The following is a 20,843-nucleotide window of genomic DNA, read 5'->3' as shown; positions in this document are numbered from 1 at the left end:
GAGGAATGAGTATGGCCAGAACGATTTTTTGTACTTTCCTGCAGCGTGACGCTGAAGGCCAGGATTTCCAGCTTTATCCGGGCGATCTGGGTAAACGCATCTACAATGAAATCTCCAAAGAAGCCTGGGGACAGTGGCAGAAAAAGCAGACCATGCTGATCAACGAGAAAAAACTCAGCATGATGAACCCGGAACACCGCAAGCTGCTGGAGCAGGAGATGGTGAGCTTCCTGTTCGAAGGCAAAGACGTGCACATCGAAGGCTATACGCCACCGGAAAAATAACAGCGCGCGGGGGAAACCCCGCCGTTAAAGCAAACACAACACGCACTCCCGGAATGATGAAAAAACTTTTAGCGCTAGCCCTTGTTGCGCCGTTGCTTGTCTCGTGTTCGTCAAAAAAAGGCGAAGATTACAACGAAGCCTGGATCAAGGACACCAACGGTTTTGACATTTTGATGGGGCAGTTTGCCCACAACATCGAGAATATATGGGGATTTAACGAAGTTCTTATTGCCGGACCTAAGGACTACGTTAAGTACACCGATGCCTATCAGACTCGTAGCCACATCAACTTTGATGAGGGTACGATCACGGTTGAGACCATCGCAGGCACCGACCCTGCGGCACGACTCCGTCAGGCGATTATCAAAACCCTGCTGATGGGTGACGATCCGGGATCTATCGATCTCTACTCCGATGCCGACGATATCACGATCTCGAAAGAGCCGTTCCTGTACGGCCAGGTTGTCGATCAGACCGGTCAACCGATCCGCTGGGAAGGTCGCGCCACGAAATTTGCCGACTACCTGCTGCAGACGCGCCTGAAAAGCCGCTCTAACGGTCTGAAGATTATCTACAGCGTCACCATCAACCTCGTCCCGAACCACCTCGACAAGCGTGCGCATAAGTACATTGGGATGGTGCGTCAGGCCTCGCGTAAGTACGGCGTGGATGAGTCGCTGATCCTGGCGATTATGCAGACCGAATCCTCGTTCAACCCTTACGCGGTAAGCCGTTCCGACGCCCTGGGGCTGATGCAGGTTGTGCAGCACAGCGCCGGGAAAGACGTCTTCCGCGCGCAGGGGAAATCCGGCACGCCGAGCCGCAGCTATCTGTTCGATCCGCAGAGCAACATTGATACCGGCACGGCCTACCTGGCGATGCTGAACAATGTCTACCTGGGCGGCATTGATAACCCAACGTCGCGCCGCTATGCGGTGATCACCGCCTATAACGGCGGTGCGGGCAGCGTGCTGCGCGTCTTCTCAAATGACAAAGTGCAGGCCGCGAACATCATCAACAGCATGGCGCCGGGAGATGTCTACTCAACCCTCACCACCCGCCACCCGTCTGCGGAATCACGCCGCTATCTGTATAAGGTGAATACGGCGCAGAAGAACTATCGTCGTCGCTAGAAAACCAACACCCCTCACCCTAACCCTCTCCCCAAAGGGGAGAGGGAACTTGAACACCCTCTCCCCTTTGGGGAGAGGGCAGGGTGAGGGGAACAAACCGCATCGCTCCATCCCCCACCCATACGAAAATGTTATTTGCATCACAATCCAAACTGCAAATTAATGTGGATTGCATTTTTTTGCGGGAGGTAACAAAACATATCGTTGCCAACTGATAGAATTGCATCAAATAACAACCCTGAATGTTCCCAAAACAACATATCTCCCGCTCACTTGTGAGGAAAGTAACATGAACCTTAAGCTGCAGCTTAAAATATTGTCGTTTCTGCAGTTCTGCCTGTGGGGTAGCTGGCTGACTACACTCGGCTCCTATATGTTTGTGACGCTCAAGTTCGACGGTGCGTCAATCGGTGCCGTATACAGCTCGCTTGGTATTGCGGCTGTCTTCATGCCAACGCTGCTCGGTATCGTGGCGGATAAATGGTTGAGTGCGAAGTGGCTGTACATGCTTTGCCATCTGGTGGGTGCGGGGACGCTGTTTATGGCAGCCCAGGTGACCACGCCGGGGGCGATGTTCATGGTGATCCTGCTTAACTCGCTGGCCTATATGCCAACGCTTGGCCTGATCAACACCATCTCCTACCACCGCATCAAGTCTGCGGGCATGGACATCGTGACCGACTTCCCGCCAATCCGTATCTGGGGCACCATCGGCTTTATCATGGCGATGTGGGGCGTGAGCTTCGCGGGCTTTGAACTGAGCCATATGCAGCTCTATATCGGTGCGGCGCTCTCCGTGGTGCTGGCGCTGTTCACCCTGACGCTGCCGCACATTCCGGTGTCTAACCAGCAGAAAAACCAGAGCTGGAGCGCCATGCTCGGCCTGGACGCGTTCGCGCTGTTTAAAAACAAGCGCATGGCGATCTTCTTTATCTTCTCCATGCTGCTGGGCGCTGAACTGCAGATCACCAACATGTTCGGTAACACCTTCCTGCACAGCTTCGATAACAACCCGCTGTTTGCCGGAAGCTTTATCGTCGAGCACGCGTCGGTGATGATGTCCATCTCTCAGATCTCTGAGACGCTGTTCATCCTGACCATCCCGTTCTTCCTGAGCCGCTACGGCATCAAAAACGTCATGCTGATCAGTATCGCGGCATGGATGCTGCGTTTCGGCCTGTTCGCCTACGGTGACCCGAGCGCGTTCGGCACCGTGCTGCTGGTGCTGTCGATGATTGTTTACGGCTGCGCCTTCGACTTCTTCAACATCTCCGGTTCGGTGTTTGTGGAAAAAGAGGTGAAGCCTGAAATCCGCGCCAGCGCACAGGGTATGTTCCTGATGATGACCAACGGCTTCGGCTGTATTCTGGGCGGCGTGGTGAGCGGTAAAGTGGTTGAGATGTACACCACCAACGGCATCACCAACTGGCAGCCCGTGTGGCTGATCTTCGCGGCGTACTCGCTGGTGCTGTTCTTCGCGTTCATCGCGCTGTTCAAGTACAAGCACGTGCGTGAACCGCACGGTGCGCAGCCTATTGCGCATTGATTGTTGTGCCCGGTGGCGCTGCGCTTGCCGGGCCTACAAAAGCAGACCGTAGGCCGGGTAAGGCGAAGCCGCCACCCGGCTATTTTATTGCAGACAGCACCCACCCCACCGACAGCAAATCCGCACTGCCGCCCGGGCTCAGATTGCGTTCAATCAATGCCTTATCCATCTTAAGCAACGCCTCGCGATCCCAGCCGTTAGCCAGTAATTCCCGCGCGTAGCCCTGAACGTAGCGCAGCCCTTCAATGCCGCCGCGCGACACGAGATTGCTGTCCTGATTAACCGCCATCAGGCGCAGCAGCAGGCCGTGGAGAGAGTGTCCGTTCCACTGCGCCAGCGCCCTACGCGCCGTCGCAAAGCCGCTTTCCGCCTCACCGCGCGCGCCGGTTAGGCCGTACTGCTGAAACTGCCGCTCGCCCGCCGTCGCCTGTCCGCTGCGCGCGGCCAGCTCACGCGATACCAGCCCGCTGCAGATGTTACTCACCTCACAGCAGAGGTTGTCCGCAGAGATATTTTTCACACGTCCGGCAGCGAAGCACAGTAAACCCAGGGCAAAAATCCCGCCCTTGTGGGTGTTCACTCCGTTCGTCGCGGCGTACATCGCCTGCTCGCATGCCATCCCCATCGGGCGGATAATCCGCAGCTGTGCGTCAGCGGGTTTATCCGCATGCGCACTACCCAGCTCGGCAAAGCGCGAAAACCACGGCGTAATCGCCGCGATGCTGCGGACGAACAGCGCGTGGTCCATATCGCGATGGGAACCGTTATTAAGCTTGTCCACCAGCCCCGGCTTGGGCGTCAGCTCCAGCTCCTGCCACAGCGCCGCTTCGGCAAGCGCGGGCACGTCAGCCGGGCGCGGTTTAGTCGCGAGCAAACCAGTCATCAATCATCTTCTCCACGCGGGAAACCACCTTCTCAACGGGGTGATTGCGCGAACGGGAACAGGCGTGAGCGGGCTCGTCGCAGATCAGGCAGCGTCTGAGATTCGCCCCCAGCGACTGACGCCCGACGTGGCCGTGCTGAGGGCAGATCACGTCCAGATCCCACAGCCTGCCGAGCGGGTGCGTCTGCTCCAGATCCGCACAGTGCGCTTTGATTTCCGCCGCCGGATGGGCCACGCACCACAGGGCTTCTGGCCCGGTGGGGAGCCACAGCACCTGGCGGTCCAGCACCTGCCAGCGGTTTTCCCACAGCAGCTGGTCGCACATTTGCAGCGCCACGCCCATGGTATTGCGATAGCGCAGGCTGTCTTTGATTTCCCCTGGCGTGACCAGCGTGAGGGAGATCACCGGTTGTTGATAGTGCTCAAGCATGTCAGCCTGGCGCGCCGCGCGGCGATCTTTCGCCGCCAGCAGTTCGTCCAGGCTGACACCCGCCCGCACGGGTGTCGCTGTTGTCATAACTACTCCTTTACCTGTCGCACGGTGTCGATCACGCTGCCGTCGCGGTAGCGGATCACCCCGACGATTTTGTCGGTAAATTCAATCGGTTTCGGTACGCCCGTCAGGGAAATCGCCCGCTCGTAAAGCGCGGTGATATCCACAACGCTAAGCCCGGCTTCCAGCAGCCGCTCGCGGATCTCCGGGCGCGCCGGATTGACCGCAATGCCGTGGTCGGTGACCAGCACGTCGATGCTTTCGCCCGGCGTGAGGCGCGTGGTAACCCGCTTCACGACCGTCGGAATACGGCTGCGCAGCAGCGGCGCGACCACAATGGTCAGGTTCGCCGCGGCGGCCACGTCGCAGTGTCCGCCGGACGCGCCGCGCATCACCCCATCGGAGCCGGTGATCACGTTGACGTTGAAATCGACGTCGATTTCCAGCGCGCTGAGGATCACCACGTCGAGCTGGTCGCAGCTTGCCGCCTTGCTGCCGGGGTTGGCGTAAACGTTGGTGGAGATCTCCACGTGGTTCGGGTTGCGCGCCAGCGAGGCCGCCGCCTGGCCGTCAAAGCACTGGGTGTCGAGCAGCTTTTCGATAAGCCCCTTCTCGTGCAGATCCACCAGGCTGCCGGTGATGCCGCCGAGCGCAAAGCGCGCCTTCACGCCGCTGCGCTCCATCTTCTCTTCCATAAAGCGCGTGCAGGCTGTCGCCGCCGCGCCGGAGCCGGTCTGCATCGAGAAGCCCGGTTTGAAGTAGCCGGAGTGTTCAATGACGTCCGCCGCATAGCGGGCAATCATCAGCTCGCGCGGGTTGCTGGTGACGCGCGCCGCGCCGACGCTGATTTTCGCCGGGTCGCCTACGCTTTCAACCTGCACGATGTAGTCCACCTGGTCCTGCACCAGGCTGGCGGGCATGTTGGGGAACGGCACCAGGGCTTCGGTCAGCAGCACCACCTTGCGGGCAAAGTGCGCGTCCACCATCGCGTAGCCCAGGGACCCGCAGCACGATTTACCGTGCGTCCCGTTGGAGTTGCCAAACTCATCGCTGCACGGCACGCCGAGAAACGCCACGTCAATATTCAGCTCGCCGTCCTGGAGCAGCTTCACGCGCCCGCCGTGGGAGTGGATTTGCACCGGCTCGTCCATCAGCCCGTGGGAGATGGCGTCCGCCAGTCTGCCGCGCATCCCCGAGGTGTAAATCCGGGTGATGACGCCGCTTTCGATATGCTCGATCAGCGCGTCGTTGCAGGTCATCAGCGAACTGGAGGCCAGCGTCAGGTTTTTAAAACCCATCCGCGCCAGCAGCGCCACGACGGTGTTGATCACCCTGTCGCCTTCGCGAAACGCATGGTGGAAGGAGATGGTCATCCCGTCCTGCAGGCCGCAGCGCTTAACCGCCTCTTCAACAGAGGCGCAGAGCTTGCGGCTGTGCTTCGCGTCGCTGTCCGCCAGCCACGGCGTGGCGCTGTGGGCGGTATCAAAGGGTTTTAAGTCCCGCAGATGGGGAAAATTCACATGAAGAAGTTCTGTCTGATTCATCATCTCATCCTTACCGACGCACGCCGGAGGCCGCCGCGCGCTCCAGCACCACCTGCGCGTGGTTAATAATCGGTGCATCCACCATTTTGCCGTTGAGCGACACCACGCCCAGGCCGTTACGCTCGCCCTCTTCTGCCGCCTCAATCACCCTTCTGGCGTGATCCACCTCTTCCTGAGTCGGGGCATAGGCGTTGTGCAGCAGGTCAATCTGGCGCGGGTTAATCAGCGATTTGCCGTTAAAGCCCATCTTGCGGATCAGATCGACCTCGCGCAGGAACCCGGCCTCGTCGTTAACGTCTGACCACACCACGTCGAAGGCGTCGATGCCCGCCGCGCGGGCGGCGTGCAGCACGGCGCAGCGGGCGTAGAACAGCTCGGTGCCGTCGCCGCGCTCGGTCTGCATGTCCATCACGTAGTCAAAGGCGGCCAGCGCGATGCCGATGAGGCGCGGAGAGCTGCGGGCAATCGCCACGGCGTTGATGACGCCAATGGCCGACTCAATCGCCGCCATCACGCGGGTGGAACCGACCTCCCGGCCGCACTCGCGCTCGATACGCTCAAGGTGGCCTTCCAGCTCGTAGATATCGTCCGGCGTGTCGGTTTTCGGCAGGCGGATCACGTCCACGCCAGCCCGCACGGCGGCTTCCAGATCCAGCAGGCCAAACGGCGTGCTGAGCGGGTTAATACGCACCACGGTTTCGATATCCTGATACATCGGGTGCTGAAGCGCGTGGAACACCAACATGCGTGCGGTGTCCTTCTCACGCAGGGCGACGGCGTCCTCAAGGTCAAACATGATGGAGTCGGGACGGTAGATAAAGGCGGTTGAGAGCATGGCGGCGTTGGCGCCCGGCAGGAACAGCATGCTGCGGCGGAGTTTGCTCATTTCAGCGCCCCCCAGTTGATGCCCTGTTCATCGGCGGCACGCATCAGCGCGCTTTGCAGGCGGGCGCGGATAACACAGTCCAGCGCCCCTTTGTCTTCAATAATGATTAATCCCTGGCGCACGTTCATGGCGCGCAACGTGTCGTTGACCACCTGGCGAATCTGCTCTCCAAACTGCTTAATCACTTCACTGTGGATGACTATCTCCAGCTCGCCGTGAGCGGGAGCGATTTTCACCATCAGGTCGCTGGACTCCTGCGTTCCGGCCAGCGCCTCCCTTACAATTTTCATGATAAATTCCTGGTAGTTAAGCGACTTCCGCACTCGCACGGTAATGCGTTTCGAGATGCGCGAAGGTGGAGTCCGGGACAATCTCCCGGATCCGGGAAAACTGCTGTGTCTTCAGTAAGCGGCGCACTTCGGACGCTGAAATAGCGTTGCCGGTGGCCTTGATGCGCGGCATTTCCACCACCTCAATATGCGAGGCCAGCAGGTCGTGCAGCGTCTGGTTGTACTGGCGGGTGATATCGCAGAACGGCTCCGAGCCGATGAAGCGGTGCGTGATGCCGAGCGCCGGGGCGATGAAGTCCCGGAAAATCAGCACGTCAATCTCGCTCCACGCCTGCTGCACTTTGCCGGTCTCCTTCAGGAAGTAGGCCGGGAAGGTGGCGCGGGAGATGATGTACTGCGAGCCTTCATGCACCACCACGTTCGGCAGATGCGCCACGCCCGCGCGCACCATCTCAAGACGCGCGCTGAACGGGAAGAACGAGGCGTCTTCACGCACCACGAACAGATGCAGGGCATCGCACCGCGTCGCCGCTTGCTCCACCAGATGGCGGTGGCCGAGGGTGAACGGATTGGCGTTCATCACTATCGCGCCAATGTTCTCCCCGCACCTGCGCTTCGCGCGCAGGGAACGGCAGTAGCGCTCGATCCCCTGCGGGGTGTTCTCCATCAGCACCGCGTTGTTCCCGCTTTGGGCAATCGGCCAGAAGCCGCTGCGGGCAAAGCGCTCCCGGTTGCACGGCCGGGTGCAGAGGAAGAGGTGAAAATGGCCTCGCTCCAGCGCCGCATTTTCCACCTCTGCCAGCAGCCGCGCGCTGAGGTTCTCGCCGCGAAGCTGTTCATTGACCGCCACGCATTTGATGACGTTGGCAGCAAGCCCTGCGCAACCCACCAGCTGCGAGCCGGACCAGGCTTCGACAAACAGCGTGATGTCGTTGTCCAGGCCAAGGCCGCTGTCTGCCAGCAGGTAACGGATCTGGCTTAAGCGTTCCGGGTGTTTCGCCACCAGCGTGTGGCGAAAATCGATGGGTTGACTGTTCATGCCGCCTTTCTCAGTGTGCCGCCACAAGCCCGACGGCTGGCGCTTCCACAATCACGTTGCTCAGATGACCGATATGCTCGATCTCCACCTCAATGCGATCGCCCTCTTTCATAAACAGCGGCGGGTTACGCTTTTTACCCACGCCGCCAGGAGAGCCGGTGATGATCACGTCGCCCGGGCTTAAGCGGGTAAAGGTGCTGATGTACTCGATCAGCTCTGCAACCTTGTGGATCATGCTGCTGGTGTTGTCTTCCTGCACCATGCGGCCGTTCAGCCAGGTGCGGATCGCAAGCTGGTGCGGGTCCGGGATCTCATCGGCCGTCGCCATCCACGGGCCGAACGCGCCGGTCTGACGCCAGTTTTTACCGGCCGTAAACCAGGTGTGCTGCCAGTCGCGGGCGGAGCCGTCCATGTAGCAGCTGTAGCCCGCAACGTGGCGCAGGGCGTCGTCGCGGCTGATGTTCTCCCCGCCTTTGCCGATGATCACCGCCAGCTCGCCTTCGTAGTCGAATTCGCTGGAGTGGCGCGGCTTCAGCACCGGCTCGTTGTGGCCGGTCTGTGAATCCGGGAAGCGGACAAACAGCGTCGGGGCCGGGTTATGCTGGTCAAACTCCTTGCGCTTGTCGGCGTAGTTCATGCCCACGCAGAGGATCTTTTCCGGCTGCACAATCACCGGCAAGAAGGTGATGGCGCTCAGCGGCACGTCCACGGCGTCGTTCAGGTAGCGGGTGGCCTGCGCCAGCCCGTTGCCCTGCAGCAGCGCCTTGAGGTCGCCGTAGCGGTCGCCGAGACGGCGGCCTAAATCAATCACGCCGTCGGCCTGGACGATGCCGTAGCTGCGTTTTCCCTGGTATAAAAAGCTTGCGAGTTTCATTGTTCTTTCCTGAAAACTTAAACGAGGAAGTTGCCCAGAATCAGCAGTGAGATAGAGACGTTAATCGCCCCACCGATACGGGTAGCAATCTGGGCGAACGGCATCAGGCTCATGCGGTTGCCTGCGGTCAGGATCGCCACGTCGCCGGTACCGCCCTGGCCGCTCTGGCAGCAGGAGACGATGGCGACATCAATCGGGTGCATACCAATCTTTTTGCCGACAAAGAAGCCGGTGGCTACCAGTGCGGAAACGGTGCTGACAATCACCAGCAGGTTGCTGACGGTGAACGCCGCCACCAGTTCATGCCACGGGGTGATGGCCACGCCGACGGCGAAGAGGATTGGGTAGGTCACGGAGGTCTGGAAGAATTTGTACACCACCTGCGAGCCTTCCAGCAGGCGCGGAGAGGCACCGTTGCAGAGCTTCACCAGCACCGCCATAAACAGCATGCCGACCGGGGCAGGCAGGCCAATCAGCTTGTGGCCAAGCATGCCCAGCATGTAGAGCAGCACCGCCAGCAGCGCGCCGGAGGCGATAGTGGTGACGTCCGCTTTGCCGGAAAACGCAGGCTGAGAGACGGTGGTATCGGCATTCGCGCGGTTAGGCATCAGCTGGCCTTCACCGGTCAGGTGCGGGTAGCGTTTACCAAGCTGGTTCAGGCAGCCGGAGATGATGATTGCCGTCAGACCGCCGAGCATGACCATCGGCAGCACGCGGCCGAGCGCCACGCCCTGGTCCATGTGCAGCAGGGTGGCATAGCCGATGGAAAGCGGGATCGCCCCTTCCCCGACGCCGCCCGCCATAATCGGAAGAATGATAAAGAAGAAGATCTGGAACGGCTCAAGGCCCAGCGCCAGGCCCACGCCCATCCCCACCAGCATGCCGACGATTTCGCCGCACAGCATCGGGAAGAAGATGCGCAGGAAGCCCTGAATCAGCACCGTGCGGTTCATGCTCATGATGCTGCCGACGATAATGCAGCAGATATAGAGATAGAGAATGTTGGTGGATTTGTAGAACTTAGTGGTGGACTCGACCACCACGTCCGGCAGCAGGCCATAGTAGACCAGCGCGGAAGGGATAAAGGTGGCGCAAATCGCCGCCGCGCCGAGCTTGCCGACAATCGGCAGGCGTTTGCCAAACTCGCCGCAGGCAAAGCCGAAGAAGGCCAGCGTGGCCACCATCACCACGATATCGCTCGGCAGCTTTCCGCCCAGGCAATCAATCGCAATCAGCGCGCCCGCCAGAACGAACAGTGGCAGAGGAATAATCCCGATTTTCCAGGTATCCATAATATGCCACCAGCGCTCTTTGAGCGAAGGTCGCTGAATTTCAATCGGGTCGTGGGTAACAGAGAAAGAATCGTCAGTTGTGCTCATAATAAGCCCCTTGGTTATTTTGTGCGTTCAGCTTAGAGTCACAAAGGCTTACTTTATGTGAGGGATGGCATATTAAAAGCGAAGTTTTAATGGCAGCTATGGTTTTAATGGTTTCTTTTATTTAATGTGATTTATACCTTATTTATTGCCGTGGTTTTTATGGTTTCTTTTCCGAATTGAACAAACAAATAACATTTGTTCGCACAGCCCGAAGCACGTTAGCCTTCAGGAGAACTCTTTTACAGCGCCCGCTGTGCAAGGGATCACAAGTTTTCGGCAAAGCGGGCGTCCGCGCGAAAAAAGATGATATATTGACGATCTTTGCTGCTACCTCGCGTGATAGTTATGAAAGTCTCTTTCCAGATCAAGTTGTTTATTTCGCTGGTTGCCTTTTTCTCAGTACTTTTTGCGCTACTGGGCGGATATTATTATGCCGATGTCGGCAAACAGCTTTATCAGGAAATGAGTACGCGAGCCAAAATACAGGCTGAAGAGATTGCGCTTATTCCGACATTGCGTAATGAAGTTGAACAAAAGAATATCTCCGCCATCCATGATTTTATGCAGAAGATTTCTGCGCACAGCGACGCCAGCTTTATTGTGATTGGTGATAATAAAGGGCAGCATCTTTTTCACTCCGTCTTTGCCGACAGAGTGGGCACTACCCTGGTGGGCGGAGACAATGAAGCCGTATTGCAGGGTAAAAGCACCACCACCATCCGCAAAGGCGGGCTGGGCATTTCGCTGCGCAGTAAAGCCCCCATTTTTAACGCTGCCGGACAGGTGGTCGGCATTGTTTCGGTAGGCTATCTCACCAGCTACCTTGATACCATTACCGTCAGTAAGGTGGTCAATATCCTGATTGCCGCCGTGCTGCTGCTGATCGCTCTCTTTATCTTCTCCTGGTTCTTTACCCGCAGCATCAAGAAGCAGATCTTCTCTCTTGAGCCAAGAGAGATCGGCCTGCTGGTGCGCCAGCAGAAGGCGATGATGGAGTCTATTTATGAAGGGGTGATTGCCATTGACGATCGGCGGCGGATTGAAGTCATCAACCAGGCGGCGCGCAAGCTGCTGGGTCTGAGCCAGCCGGCCCGCGAGCTGCGCGGACAGCTGATAAGCCAGGTGATCGATCCGGTCCCGTTCTTCGACACGCAGACGATGCTGGCGAAAGATACCCATGACGAGATTTGCCGTTTTAACGATCTCACGGTAATTGCCAGCCGGGTGCACATCATGCTTGAGGGGGCGCTGCAGGGCTGGGTGATCACCTTCCGCGATCGCAACGAGATCGACTCGCTGAGCGCCCAGCTCAGCCAGGTCAAACGCTATGTCGATAACCTCCGCATTATGCGTCATGAGCAGTTAAACAGGATGACGACCCTCTCCGGCCTGCTGCATATGGGCCGCTATGAGGAAGCCATTGGCTACATTCAGGCGCAATCGGAGCATGCTCAGGAGCTGCTGGACTTCATCTCTTCGCGCTTTAGCTCCCCGACCCTGTGCGGCCTGCTGCTCGGGAAAGCCGCCCGCGCGCGGGAGAAAGGCGTCGAGCTCAGTTTCGACCCGGCCTGTCGGCTGGACAGACCGTTCCTGCCCCTTGGGGAGCAAGAGCTGATTTCAATTATTGGCAACCTGCTGGATAACGCCATCGAAGCGACGCAGCGATCGCCGCTTCCTCATGCTCCGGTAGAAGTGCTGATAAAACTCAGCGAACAGGAGCTGATTATTGAAGTGGCCGACCAGGGCGTTGGCATTGCACCGGCGATCCGTGACCGGATCTTTGAACGCGGCATCACCACCAAAACGCGCGGCGATCATGGGATTGGCCTGTATCTGATCGAAAGCTATGTCACACAGGCTGGCGGCGCGATAGAAGTTGCCGATAATACCCCGCGCGGCGCCATTTTCTCCTTGTTTATCCCGGCCACGGGAACCGCCCGGCAACTGGAAGACACCGACTATGCAACATGAACTTATTGACGTACTGATTGTTGAAGACGAGAACGAACTGGCACAGCTGCACGCGGAGCTGATAAGCAAACATCCGCGTCTGAGGCTCGTGGGCATTGCCTCGTCGCTGGCTGCGGCCCAGGCTGCGCTTGAAAGCAAACAGCCGCAGCTGATGCTGCTGGATAACTATCTGCCGGACGGCAAAGGTATCTCGCTTATCAATAACCCCATGCTGGCACGCGCCAACTGCTCGGTGATTTTTATTACTGCCGCCAGCGATATGGACACCTGCAGTCAGGCGATTCGCAACGGCGCGTTCGACTACATCCTCAAACCCGTCTCCTGGAAGCGGCTCAGCCAGTCGCTGGAGCGGTTTGTGCAGTTTGCCGAACAGCAACGGGTCTGGAAGATTGTCGACCAGCAGAACGTGGATTCGCTCTATCAGCTACAGGCGAAAAATTACCGCCTGGACAACGGCAGTAAAGGCATTGAGGAAAATACGCTGGCGCGGGTGCAGACGCTGTTCAACGACAAGGCAACGCACTGCTTTACCGTTGATGAGGTGGTGAGCGAAACGGGATTAAGCAAAACCACCACCCGGCGCTATCTGGAGCACTGCGTAGAGTCGGGCTTTCTGACGGTGGAGATGCTGTACGGCAAGATTGGGCATCCGAGGAGGATGTACAAGCGTAGTGCGGTTTGATGAAACCCTACCCCTCACCCCGGCCCTCTCCCCAAAGGGGCGAGGGTGAAAAGACGGCCCCGTGCAATCCCCTCTCCCCTTTGGGGAGAGGGTTAGGGTGAGGGGTTCTACTTCAATACATACCCATACAGCCGCTTAATCCCGTCGGCATCCTTCTCGCTGTAAACCCCCTGCAGCTCCGGCGAGAAGCCCGGCAGCAGGTTGACGCCCTCCTCCAGCGCCAGGAAGTAACGCTGTACCGCCCCGCCCCAGACCTCACCCGGCACCACGCACAGCACGCCCGGCGGATAGGGCAGCGCCCCTTCAGCAGCAATGCGACCTGCGGCATCCCGTATGCGAACCAGCTCCACCTCTCCGCGAATATAGGCCCGGTTTGCATCCTGCGGGTTCATTACCACCTCAGGCAGGCTCTCCTTGCGGAACATCGCCTTCTGCAGATCCTTGACGTCAAAGCTGACGTAGAGATCGTGCATCTCCTGGCACAGCTGGCGAAGGGTGTAATCCCGGTAGCGCACCGGGTATTTCTGGAAGATCGTCGGCAGCACGTCCGCCAGCGGCGTGTCGTCTTCTATATGCTGTTCAAACTGGCCCAGCATCGCCACCAGCTGCGCCAGCTTCTCGCTGCTTTCGGCAGGCGTCAGCAGGAACAGGATCGAATTGAGGTCGCATTTCTCCGGCACGATGCCGTTTTCGCGCAGGTAGTGCGCCAGAATCGTCGCCGGGATCCCGAAATCCGTGTACTCCCCGGTTTCGGCATCGATACCCGGCGTGGTCAGCAGGAGCTTGCACGGGTCGACAAAATACTGCTCGCGGGCATAGCCCTCAAACCCGTGCCATTTAGCCCCCGGCTCAAAGCTGAAGAAGCGCAGCTCGCTGGCGATGGCGTGCGTCGGATGGTCCTGCCACGGCCGCCCCGCCACCACCGGTGGGATAAACGGTTTGATCATATGACAGTTGGCAATGATCGCCTTGCGCGCCTCAATGCCCAGCTCGACGCACTCCGCCCACAGCCTGCGTCCGCTCTCACCTTCGTGGATCTTGGCGTTCACGTCCAGCGCCGCGAACAGCGGATAAAACGGGCTGGTGGAGGCGTGCAGCATAAACGCGTTGTTCAGCCGCTTGTGCGGGCAGAAACGCGCCTGACCGCGGATGTGGTTATCCTTTTTATGGATCTGCGACGTTTGCGAGAACCCGGCCTGCTGTTTGTGCACCGACTGGGTCACGAAAATCCCAGGATCGTTCTCGTTCAGCTCCAGCAACAGCGGGGACGTTTCCGCCATCATCGGAATAAACTGCTCGTAGCCCACCCAGGCGGAGTCAAAGAGGATGTAGTCGCAGAGGTGGCCGATCTTGTCGATCACCTGACGGGCGTTGTAGATCGTCCCGTCGTAGGTGCCAAGCTGAATGATCGCCAGGCGGAACGGACGCGCCTCGTCGGCCTTCTCCGGCGCCGTCTCGCGGATCAGCTCCCGCAGATACCCATCGTCAAAGCAGTGGTCGTCAATCCCGCCAATAAAGCCAAACGGGTTACGCGCGGCCTCAAGATAAACCGGCGTGGCGCCCGCCTGGATCAGCGCCCCGTGGTGGTTAGATTTATGGTTATTGCGGTCGAACAGCACCAGGTCGCCGCGGGTCAGCAGCGCGTTGGTCACCACCTTGTTGGCCGCCGACGTGCCGTTCAGCACGAAGTAGGTTTTATCCGCGTTGAACACTTTCGCCGCGAACTTTTGCGCGTGCTTGGCGGACCCTTCGTGGATCAGCAGATCGCCCAGCTTCACGTCGGCGTTACACATGTCGGCGCGAAACACGTTCTCGCCGAAGAAATCATAGAACTGTCGCCCTGCCGGGTGTTTTTTGAAAAACGCCCCGTGCTGGTGGCCCGGACAGGCGAAAGTGCTGTTGCCCATCTCCACATACTGGCTCAGGGTGTCGAAAAACGGCGGCAGCAGGTTCTCTTCGTAGCGGCTGGCAGCGCTCTCCAGTTCCAGAAACTCCTGAGCTTTACCGGAGATAACCGCGGTGGCGCCGTCAGGAACGTCCGTTGGCTCCTGCGAGAAAATAAACACCGGTAGCTGAAAGCCCGTGCGTTTCAGCAGTGCAAGAATGCCGCTGCGACTTTCAGCTGTTGTGATGACCACGGCCGCCACATCGGTAAAATCAGTGCTGTCCAGCGTCACCTTTTCTCGGTGCGTAGACACGGTGGAGGCCAGCTCGCGGCTGACGGCAATTTTCATGGTTTTCATAGGCGCAGTTACCCTCACCGAGCGGTGAGACAGGGAGGAGAAAATTCGCGCAATAATGTCACCTTTTATTTTGAGGTGCAAGAAGGAATCAGTATGCACGAAACCACCCAAAGCTAAGGCCCGCGCAGCCCTGGCGTGCCATAATAATGCAATATCAATGATTAAATAACAGGAGTTAACTTTGGTTATCGGGCCATTTATTAACGCAGGCGCCGTATTGCTGGGCGGCGTACTCGGCGCCGTGCTGAGCCAGCGGTTGCCGGAGCGTATTCGCACCTCCATGCCCTCGATATTCGGCCTGGCATCGTTAGGGATCGGTATTCTTTTAGTCATCAAATGCGCCAACCTGCCGGTGATGGTGCTGGCCACCCTGCTCGGCGCGCTGATTGGCGAGTTCTGCTATCTGGAAAAAGGCATTAACAGCGCGGTGAGTAAAGCCAAAAACCTGATTGCCCGACCGGGCGGCAAGGCGAAACACGGCACGCACGAGTCGTTTATTCAGAACTACGTCGCCATCATCATTCTGTTTTGCGCCAGCGGCACCGGGATTTTTGGTTCGATGCAGGAGGGGATGACGGGCGACCCGAGCATATTGATTGCGAAGGCGTTTCTTGATTTCTTTACGGCCACTATTTTTGCCACCACGCTCGGCGTTGCCGTTGCCGCGATTTCCGTGCCGATGCTGCTTATTCAGCTGGCTCTCGCCACCTGCGCCACGTTGATTCTCCCGCTCACCACGCCGGCGATGATGGCAGACTTTACCGCCGTCGGCGGCCTGCTGCTGCTGGCTACCGGGCTGCGCATCTGTGGGATTAAGATGTTTGCCGTGGTGAACATGCTGCCCGCACTGCTGCTCGCCATGCCGCTCTCCGCGCTCTGGACGCACTTTTTCGCTTAAGGATGCGGCGAAATGGTGAGAGATTGCGCAGTCTGTAACGAAAACAACATTTTTCGTTGACGGCAGGGGGCAGATCGGGTTTAATGCGCCCCGTTGCCCGGATAGCTCAGTCGGTAGAGCAGGGGATTGAAAATCCCCGTGTCCTTGGTTCGATTCCGAGTCCGGGCACCACTATTTAGAAAACCCAGCCTATGGCTGGGTTTTTGCTATATGGCTACGGCCGATTTCTGGGCGCTGATAAGCGTGGCTTTAATGCAGGCACGCTTACGCTAATAGCCCGGTAAGTTAATACAGGCGGTGGCTCTTTTTTATCACTTTATTTTGCCGGATAAATTGCTGACCTGATTTGAAAGGTTGTCGTTGCTCCGCTTCATGTCATCAAGGCTTCTTTGCAATCGCTCGATCTTACTCTCCTGCTCAGAATTCTTTCTCTCAAGCTGTAAAACCTTCTGAGTTAGCTCATCGACTTTACGGTTGTCGGACTTCATCTGCCTCAGGCTATCCTGTAGATCCGACTCCCTGAAAACAGAAGCCTCGATTTCATCTGCAGCAGAAATTACCGGGATATATCCTCTATTAAAGTTGCTGGGTTCGATACTAACCTGAACTTTATTTGGACCCGCAGAGTGCGCGTAACCTATTGAGGAAAAATAAAAAAAAGAAACAACACACAGACCAGACAGATATTTATTCATTTCTAACGTCCTTTTAAATTTTTCAATCACTTCCAGGAGTCTCCTTCTGGTATCACCCGCTCAGGATAAAACACATGGCTTAGCCTCTGGCAGTTCATAAACGGGGTTAAAGAGCAGAAGATACTATTCGTTTTTCATTATAATACGCGTTTCCTCTCCCCCAAAATCCAACCGCCACCCGCTCATTTTCTGCCACCTTATATCTGCCGGTAGATAGCGGTTTGTACTGCCGATCGCGGAATTTTTTTCTGAGCCGAAACTGAAACCAAAACAGCTCCGGTTCAAAATAATTCACCGTCCAGTTGTCTTAAAACTCAGAATACCGTCCGCAAGTCAGTTCTATGTTTTTGGTTTCTCCCCTCACTAGGGATCGTTCCCACCTGCGTCCAGCAGTTTGTTTTTAAAGATAAACAAACACGCCTCGTTGAAGTTCTCCGCCCCCAGACGTTCCGAGAGCGCCGTGCGTTTGCGATAGAGGCTTTTCACCGACGTATTCAGCTCATCGGCAATGGCTTCCATCGGCATCCCTGCCCTCAGCAGCCGCAGCATGATCGCTTCGTGCGTGCTAAGCCGTAAGTTAAGCAGCCACTTCGTGGTCAGGCGCCTGCCCTTCATATTGAGCACCAGATTAAACAGCGAGGCCATATCCGGCGCGGTGAGCGACGTGTTCATAAATAACTTCATACTGAGCAGATTCTCCTCGCGGTGTCGCATATCAAGCATAACGCAGCAGATCGTTTTTTTCGTTCGGGCCGGATGGCGTATCAGGTAATCATATAAACGGAGCGGAGAACGGCTATCAATCAATACAGAATATTCATCTGCACCGTTATCAAATATGTTTCTGTCAATCGAGTCGAGCAGGATAATATCCGGAAAAAATATCCGCATCCCCCTGACAAGGTAGCGATCCTGAGTCACTAACACTATTGAAGTTGCCACTAACCATCCCTTTTAGATTAAAGCAAGAACGATCCCTCGGAAAGAAGGCCGCCTTCGTTTTATAGCGCTGTTATATTAACGATAAATGTATTCCGGCTTTGGACATCCCTCAATACAGACATTGATGAGAAAGACTTCCTGTAGACTATCATTCAATGGCTGCCATTAATTATAAATAAAAAACAATCTCAGAAAAGTCACTTCTCTAAACATTAAGAATTTTTGTCATGAAACTTCCCAAACATGCACCAGAAAGTACTTTAATTGAGTCAGATAAACAGCATTGAAAATATATACAAAACTGTCACAATAAAAATAAAATGATTTTATTTCAGTGAGTTATGATTAAATCACCAATTCAAAATAATCATTAAAACCTGCTCATTACAGAATTATCTCAAAACTACTCAGCCGCTTTTAAGCATATTTATCCGGCAACATATCAGGTGTACATTAGCTTTCACCCAGTCCACTGAGATAAGGATCCATAATTACCTTTAGGTAAGTACCCCGTAACATCACTGCATTCAGATTTAATGTTCTCATTTATGGCCTTTAACCCCTGAGTTTAAAGGCGGCCGTGTTATGCAATGGATTCATGATAAACAAATGGCAAATAGATATGGAAAGTTCACTTCGCTTCAATACGTTATTCTTTTATCGCGCCCCAACATTATTGTTTCTGTTATTCCTCTTTCCTGTTCTGGCTCAGGCGACTGAATCCGTTTATGAGCAACAGATTCAACAGGCGCGTAACGGTAATTACTCGCCGTTTCTCGATTATCTTCAGCGTTATCAGCAGCAGCATGCCCTGACGCCTGAACAAGTTGCGGACTGGTTACAGGTTGCAGCCTGGGCGGGTCATGATGACGAGGTTATTCAGGTCTGGCAGCGTTACGGCATTTATATGCCGCTGCCCGCTCGCGGCGTTGCTGCCGTCGCGCAGTCCAGGCGAAATCAAAAAGCGTGGCAGCCGGCCCTGGCGCTCTGGAAAGAGGCGCGTAGCCTTGCGCCGGATAACGATGATTATCGTATCGGCTATATCAAAACCCTGGCCGATGCCCGCATGGATGCGCTTGCCCTGCAGGAAGCCCGACGGCTGGTGGCGGAAAATCCCTCTCAGGCGCATCTTCAGACGCTCTCGTATGTCTGGTTACGCCAGGGGAAAAGCTGGGATCGGCTTCTGGCAGAAACCCGCGCGCTGAATATCGCACCCGAGAATAAAGCGCTCCTCAGCGAACTGATCGACGCGCTTACGGATAACCGGGTGAATACCCCCGCGCTTCAGCTTTCACAAAGCGTGACGCTGCCCCCCGCGGAGCGTCGCCGTCTTGAGCGTAATGCCGCCGCCGAACGGGTTCGCCTTGCCGATGTGCCTGGCAGAACAGAAAAGGAGCGCCTGCAGCTTGCGCAATCTGCGCTGAATCGTTACGACGCCCTGCTTGCTCGCTGGCAAAACGATCCGCAGGCGGCGGAAGACGTCGTCCTTGCGCGTATCGACAGGCTTGGCGCGCTATACGCCCATGCGGATTACCCACAGGTGATTAGCGAATATCAGGATCTTACGGCAGCCCGGCATCCGGTGCCGGGCTGGGCAATCGGCTGGGTCATCTCCGCGTATCTGCAGGAGAAAAACGCGGCCGCCGCCTTCGCGCTTCTGCAACGCTACCCGCAATACGCTTCCGACCCGGAGGACGAGGAGCACGCGCTTTTCTACGCCTGGCTGGATACGGGACAGTATCAGTCCGCCCGCCAGTACGTTGAGCGCCAGACCCGCAACGTCCCCTGGACCCGTTACGATTTCGGCTCCCCTACCCCTCAGCCGAACGATCGGTGGCTTACCGGGCAGTCGCTCCGCTTTAACTATTTGCTGGCGACGAATGCCCTGCCGGAAGCCGAAACGCTGGCGCACCGTCTTGCGACAACGGCGCCGGGCAATCAGGGGTTACAGATTGACTACGCCACCCTGCTTCAGGCGCGGGGCCTGCCGCGCGCGGCCGAGCAAAAGCTGAAAACGGCGGAGGCGCTGGAGCCGTCCAATGCAGAGCTGGAGCAACAGCAGGCCTACGTCGCGATGGATCTTCAGGAGTGGCGACAGATGGATTTACTGGCCGACGACGTGCTGGCGCGCGCGCCCAACGATCGCAGCGCCAGGCGTCTCGACAGGCTCAGAACGGTCCACCACATGTCCGAACTGCGCCTCAACGCAAGCAAGGATTTGCACTCCGATAGCCCCGTCAGCGGGACGCACGACCTGAGCTGGGACGCCACGCTCTATGGCCCACCCGTAGCGGACAGCTGGCGGCTGTTTGCGGGCACCCGCTACGCGCAGAGTAATTTCGATGAGGGCAAAGGCACCAGCCGTCACCTTTTGGGCGGCGTCGAATGGCGGCCACGCGACCTGCAGCTCGAAGCCGAGCTTTCCAGCAACCGCTATCACGGTGAAAACAAGCCGGGCGCTCGCCTCGCAACAACATACTTTGTGACCGATAGCTGGCAGGTCAGCGGCAGCCTTGAGCGCCTGTCGCGCACCACGCCCCTTCGGGCCTTACGCAACGGAATTAGCGCCAACCGGGGTGAAGGCGGGGTGCGCTGGTACCAAAACGAGCGGAGTGAGTACCAGTTCAGCGCCGCCCTCAGCCGCTTCTCCGACCATAACCGTCGCCAGGAATACACCCTCACGGGCAAGGAGCGTCTCTGGCAGACCCCGTCCCTGACGCTGGATCTCGAACCGGGGATTGCCGCCAGTAAAAACAGCCTGCGGGACACGCTCTACTACAACCCGGCGCGGGATCTGTCCGTGACGGCTGCCCTGGCCGTTGACCATGAAATGGTCCGCCATTACGACACCCTCTGGAGCCAGCAGTTCGTGGCGGGAGGCGGCAGCTACTGGCAGAAAAATCAGTCCACTGGCGCCATCGCCCTGCTGGGTTACGGACAACGCGTTCAGTGGAACAACGTTATTGATACCGGCGTGATGCTGAACTGGGATAAACGCCCTTACGACGGCAAACGCGAGAGCAACCTCTCCGTCACGTTTGACGCGACTTTACGCTTTTAA

Annotated in this window: 18 protein-coding genes and 1 tRNA gene; 8 read left to right on the top strand and 11 right to left on the bottom strand. The window is 57.3% G+C overall.

The window, feature by feature from the left end; genetic code table 11:
* The first annotated feature begins 11 nt into the window (after positions 1–11).
* The 3 genes from NQ230_RS04280 to NQ230_RS04270 all read left to right on the top strand — a co-directional run bounded on the left by NQ230_RS04280 (position 12) and on the right by NQ230_RS04270 (position 2,963).
* Positions 12–284, top strand: a complete 273-nt coding sequence (locus tag NQ230_RS04280; RefSeq protein WP_023309138.1) for an oxidative damage protection protein — start codon at positions 12–14, stop codon at positions 282–284.
* A 56-nt stretch (positions 285–340) separates the two neighbouring features.
* The gene (gene mltC / locus NQ230_RS04275) at positions 341–1,417 is read left to right on the top strand and encodes a membrane-bound lytic murein transglycosylase MltC (RefSeq protein ID WP_047646327.1); all 1,077 of its coding nucleotides are present in this window, start codon (positions 341–343) and stop codon (positions 1,415–1,417) included.
* Positions 1,418–1,706: 289 nt separating this feature from the next.
* Positions 1,707–2,963: a nucleoside permease gene (locus NQ230_RS04270; protein WP_121424617.1), complete on the top strand. Its 1,257-nt coding sequence runs from the start codon at positions 1,707–1,709 to the stop codon at positions 2,961–2,963.
* A 79-nt stretch (positions 2,964–3,042) separates the two neighbouring features.
* Here the strand turns inward: NQ230_RS04270 and citG are convergent, their stop codons facing one another.
* From citG to NQ230_RS04230, 8 genes are read right to left on the bottom strand one after another with little or no spacing between them, the layout of a single operon-like run.
* Positions 3,043–3,846, bottom strand: a complete 804-nt coding sequence (gene citG / locus NQ230_RS04265) for a triphosphoribosyl-dephospho-CoA synthase CitG (protein ID WP_257260146.1) — start codon at positions 3,844–3,846, stop codon at positions 3,043–3,045.
* The gene (citX, locus tag NQ230_RS04260; protein ID WP_159514872.1) at positions 3,824–4,363 is read right to left on the bottom strand and encodes a citrate lyase holo-[acyl-carrier protein] synthase; all 540 of its coding nucleotides are present in this window, start codon (positions 4,361–4,363) and stop codon (positions 3,824–3,826) included. The genes citG and citX overlap by 23 nt, the downstream gene beginning before the upstream one ends.
* Positions 4,364–4,365: 2 nt before the next feature.
* Positions 4,366–5,883 (bottom strand): citrate lyase subunit alpha, encoded by a 1,518-nt coding sequence (gene citF / locus NQ230_RS04255; RefSeq protein ID WP_257261312.1) that lies wholly within the window; start codon positions 5,881–5,883, stop codon positions 4,366–4,368.
* A gap of 10 nt (positions 5,884–5,893) precedes the next feature.
* Complete coding sequence (citE, locus tag NQ230_RS04250) at positions 5,894–6,769, bottom strand: citrate (pro-3S)-lyase subunit beta (protein WP_029740740.1); 876 nt, start codon at positions 6,767–6,769, stop codon at positions 5,894–5,896.
* A complete protein-coding gene (gene citD, locus NQ230_RS04245; protein WP_159514873.1) occupies positions 6,766–7,059 on the bottom strand; it encodes a citrate lyase acyl carrier protein in 294 nt (97 codons plus the stop codon). Before citD ends, citE begins: the two co-directional genes overlap by 4 nt.
* A gap of 16 nt (positions 7,060–7,075) precedes the next feature.
* Positions 7,076–8,098 carry a [citrate (pro-3S)-lyase] ligase gene (gene citC / locus NQ230_RS04240; RefSeq protein ID WP_217480278.1) on the bottom strand — a complete coding sequence of 341 codons (1,023 nt, stop codon included), beginning with the start codon at positions 8,096–8,098 and terminating at the stop codon, positions 7,076–7,078.
* Between the two features lie 10 nt (positions 8,099–8,108).
* Positions 8,109–8,972 (bottom strand): fumarylacetoacetate hydrolase family protein, encoded by an 864-nt coding sequence (locus NQ230_RS04235; RefSeq protein ID WP_257260142.1) that lies wholly within the window; start codon positions 8,970–8,972, stop codon positions 8,109–8,111.
* A 17-nt stretch (positions 8,973–8,989) separates the two neighbouring features.
* Positions 8,990–10,351: a 2-hydroxycarboxylate transporter family protein gene (locus NQ230_RS04230; protein WP_014885210.1), complete on the bottom strand. Its 1,362-nt coding sequence runs from the start codon at positions 10,349–10,351 to the stop codon at positions 8,990–8,992.
* A 345-nt stretch (positions 10,352–10,696) separates the two neighbouring features.
* Here NQ230_RS04230 and NQ230_RS04225 point away from each other — a divergent pair, with 345 nt between their 5' ends.
* Both NQ230_RS04225 and NQ230_RS04220 read left to right on the top strand, forming a co-directional pair.
* Positions 10,697–12,322 (top strand): ATP-binding protein, encoded by a 1,626-nt coding sequence (locus NQ230_RS04225; RefSeq protein WP_257260141.1) that lies wholly within the window; start codon positions 10,697–10,699, stop codon positions 12,320–12,322.
* Positions 12,312–13,004 (top strand): response regulator, encoded by a 693-nt coding sequence (locus NQ230_RS04220; protein WP_213822002.1) that lies wholly within the window; start codon positions 12,312–12,314, stop codon positions 13,002–13,004. The genes NQ230_RS04225 and NQ230_RS04220 overlap by 11 nt, the downstream gene beginning before the upstream one ends.
* Before the next feature lie 107 nt (positions 13,005–13,111).
* Here the strand turns inward: NQ230_RS04220 and NQ230_RS04215 are convergent, their stop codons facing one another.
* On the bottom strand, positions 13,112–15,247 hold the full coding sequence (locus NQ230_RS04215) for an ornithine decarboxylase (RefSeq protein ID WP_257260140.1): 2,136 nt from the start codon (positions 15,245–15,247) through the stop codon (positions 13,112–13,114).
* A gap of 181 nt (positions 15,248–15,428) precedes the next feature.
* Between NQ230_RS04215 and NQ230_RS04210 the strand changes: the two genes are divergently transcribed.
* Both NQ230_RS04210 and NQ230_RS04205 read left to right on the top strand, forming a co-directional pair.
* Complete coding sequence (locus NQ230_RS04210) at positions 15,429–16,145, top strand: DUF554 domain-containing protein (RefSeq protein WP_023309150.1); 717 nt, start codon at positions 15,429–15,431, stop codon at positions 16,143–16,145.
* A 95-nt stretch (positions 16,146–16,240) separates the two neighbouring features.
* A tRNA-Phe gene (locus NQ230_RS04205) sits at positions 16,241–16,316 on the top strand.
* Between the two features lie 140 nt (positions 16,317–16,456).
* On the opposite strand, the gene NQ230_RS04200 is transcribed toward NQ230_RS04205, so the two are convergent.
* Together NQ230_RS04200 and NQ230_RS04195 are read right to left on the bottom strand one after the other, a co-directional pair.
* A complete protein-coding gene (locus NQ230_RS04200; protein WP_257260138.1) occupies positions 16,457–16,870 on the bottom strand; it encodes a hypothetical protein in 414 nt (137 codons plus the stop codon).
* A gap of 333 nt (positions 16,871–17,203) precedes the next feature.
* A complete protein-coding gene (locus tag NQ230_RS04195) occupies positions 17,204–17,731 on the bottom strand; it encodes a helix-turn-helix domain-containing protein (protein ID WP_045403948.1) in 528 nt (175 codons plus the stop codon).
* A gap of 673 nt (positions 17,732–18,404) precedes the next feature.
* Between NQ230_RS04195 and pgaA the strand changes: the two genes are divergently transcribed.
* Complete coding sequence (gene pgaA / locus NQ230_RS04190; protein ID WP_257260137.1) at positions 18,405–20,843, top strand: poly-beta-1,6 N-acetyl-D-glucosamine export porin PgaA; 2,439 nt, start codon at positions 18,405–18,407, stop codon at positions 20,841–20,843.

It is taken from the genome of Enterobacter asburiae (assembly GCF_024599655.1).
Lineage (GTDB): Bacteria > Pseudomonadota > Gammaproteobacteria > Enterobacterales > Enterobacteriaceae > Enterobacter > Enterobacter asburiae_D.
Note: the sequence above shows the minus strand (reverse complement) of the source record. Positions and strands in the feature narration are given on the sequence as shown.

Coding starts and splice junctions, on each gene's coding strand:
- NQ230_RS04225 (WP_257260141.1), top strand. CDS start 10,697: ATGAAAGTCTCTTTCCAGATCAAGTTGTTTATTTCGCTGGTTGCCTTT.
- mltC (WP_047646327.1), top strand. CDS start 341: ATGAAAAAACTTTTAGCGCTAGCCCTTGTTGCGCCGTTGCTTGTCTCG.
- citX (WP_159514872.1), bottom strand. CDS start 4,363: ATGACAACAGCGACACCCGTGCGGGCGGGTGTCAGCCTGGACGAACTG.
- citF (WP_257261312.1), bottom strand. CDS start 5,883: ATGAATCAGACAGAACTTCTTCATGTGAATTTTCCCCATCTGCGGGAC.
- citC (WP_217480278.1), bottom strand. CDS start 8,098: ATGAACAGTCAACCCATCGATTTTCGCCACACGCTGGTGGCGAAACAC.
- NQ230_RS04270 (WP_121424617.1), top strand. CDS start 1,707: ATGAACCTTAAGCTGCAGCTTAAAATATTGTCGTTTCTGCAGTTCTGC.
- citG (WP_257260146.1), bottom strand. CDS start 3,846: ATGACTGGTTTGCTCGCGACTAAACCGCGCCCGGCTGACGTGCCCGCG.
- pgaA (WP_257260137.1), top strand. CDS start 18,405: ATGGAAAGTTCACTTCGCTTCAATACGTTATTCTTTTATCGCGCCCCA.
- NQ230_RS04195 (WP_045403948.1), bottom strand. CDS start 17,731: ATGCGGATATTTTTTCCGGATATTATCCTGCTCGACTCGATTGACAGA.
- citD (WP_159514873.1), bottom strand. CDS start 7,059: ATGAAAATTGTAAGGGAGGCGCTGGCCGGAACGCAGGAGTCCAGCGAC.
- NQ230_RS04220 (WP_213822002.1), top strand. CDS start 12,312: ATGCAACATGAACTTATTGACGTACTGATTGTTGAAGACGAGAACGAA.
- NQ230_RS04280 (WP_023309138.1), top strand. CDS start 12: ATGGCCAGAACGATTTTTTGTACTTTCCTGCAGCGTGACGCTGAAGGC.
- NQ230_RS04215 (WP_257260140.1), bottom strand. CDS start 15,247: ATGAAAACCATGAAAATTGCCGTCAGCCGCGAGCTGGCCTCCACCGTG.
- citE (WP_029740740.1), bottom strand. CDS start 6,769: ATGAGCAAACTCCGCCGCAGCATGCTGTTCCTGCCGGGCGCCAACGCC.
- NQ230_RS04230 (WP_014885210.1), bottom strand. CDS start 10,351: ATGAGCACAACTGACGATTCTTTCTCTGTTACCCACGACCCGATTGAA.
- NQ230_RS04235 (WP_257260142.1), bottom strand. CDS start 8,972: ATGAAACTCGCAAGCTTTTTATACCAGGGAAAACGCAGCTACGGCATC.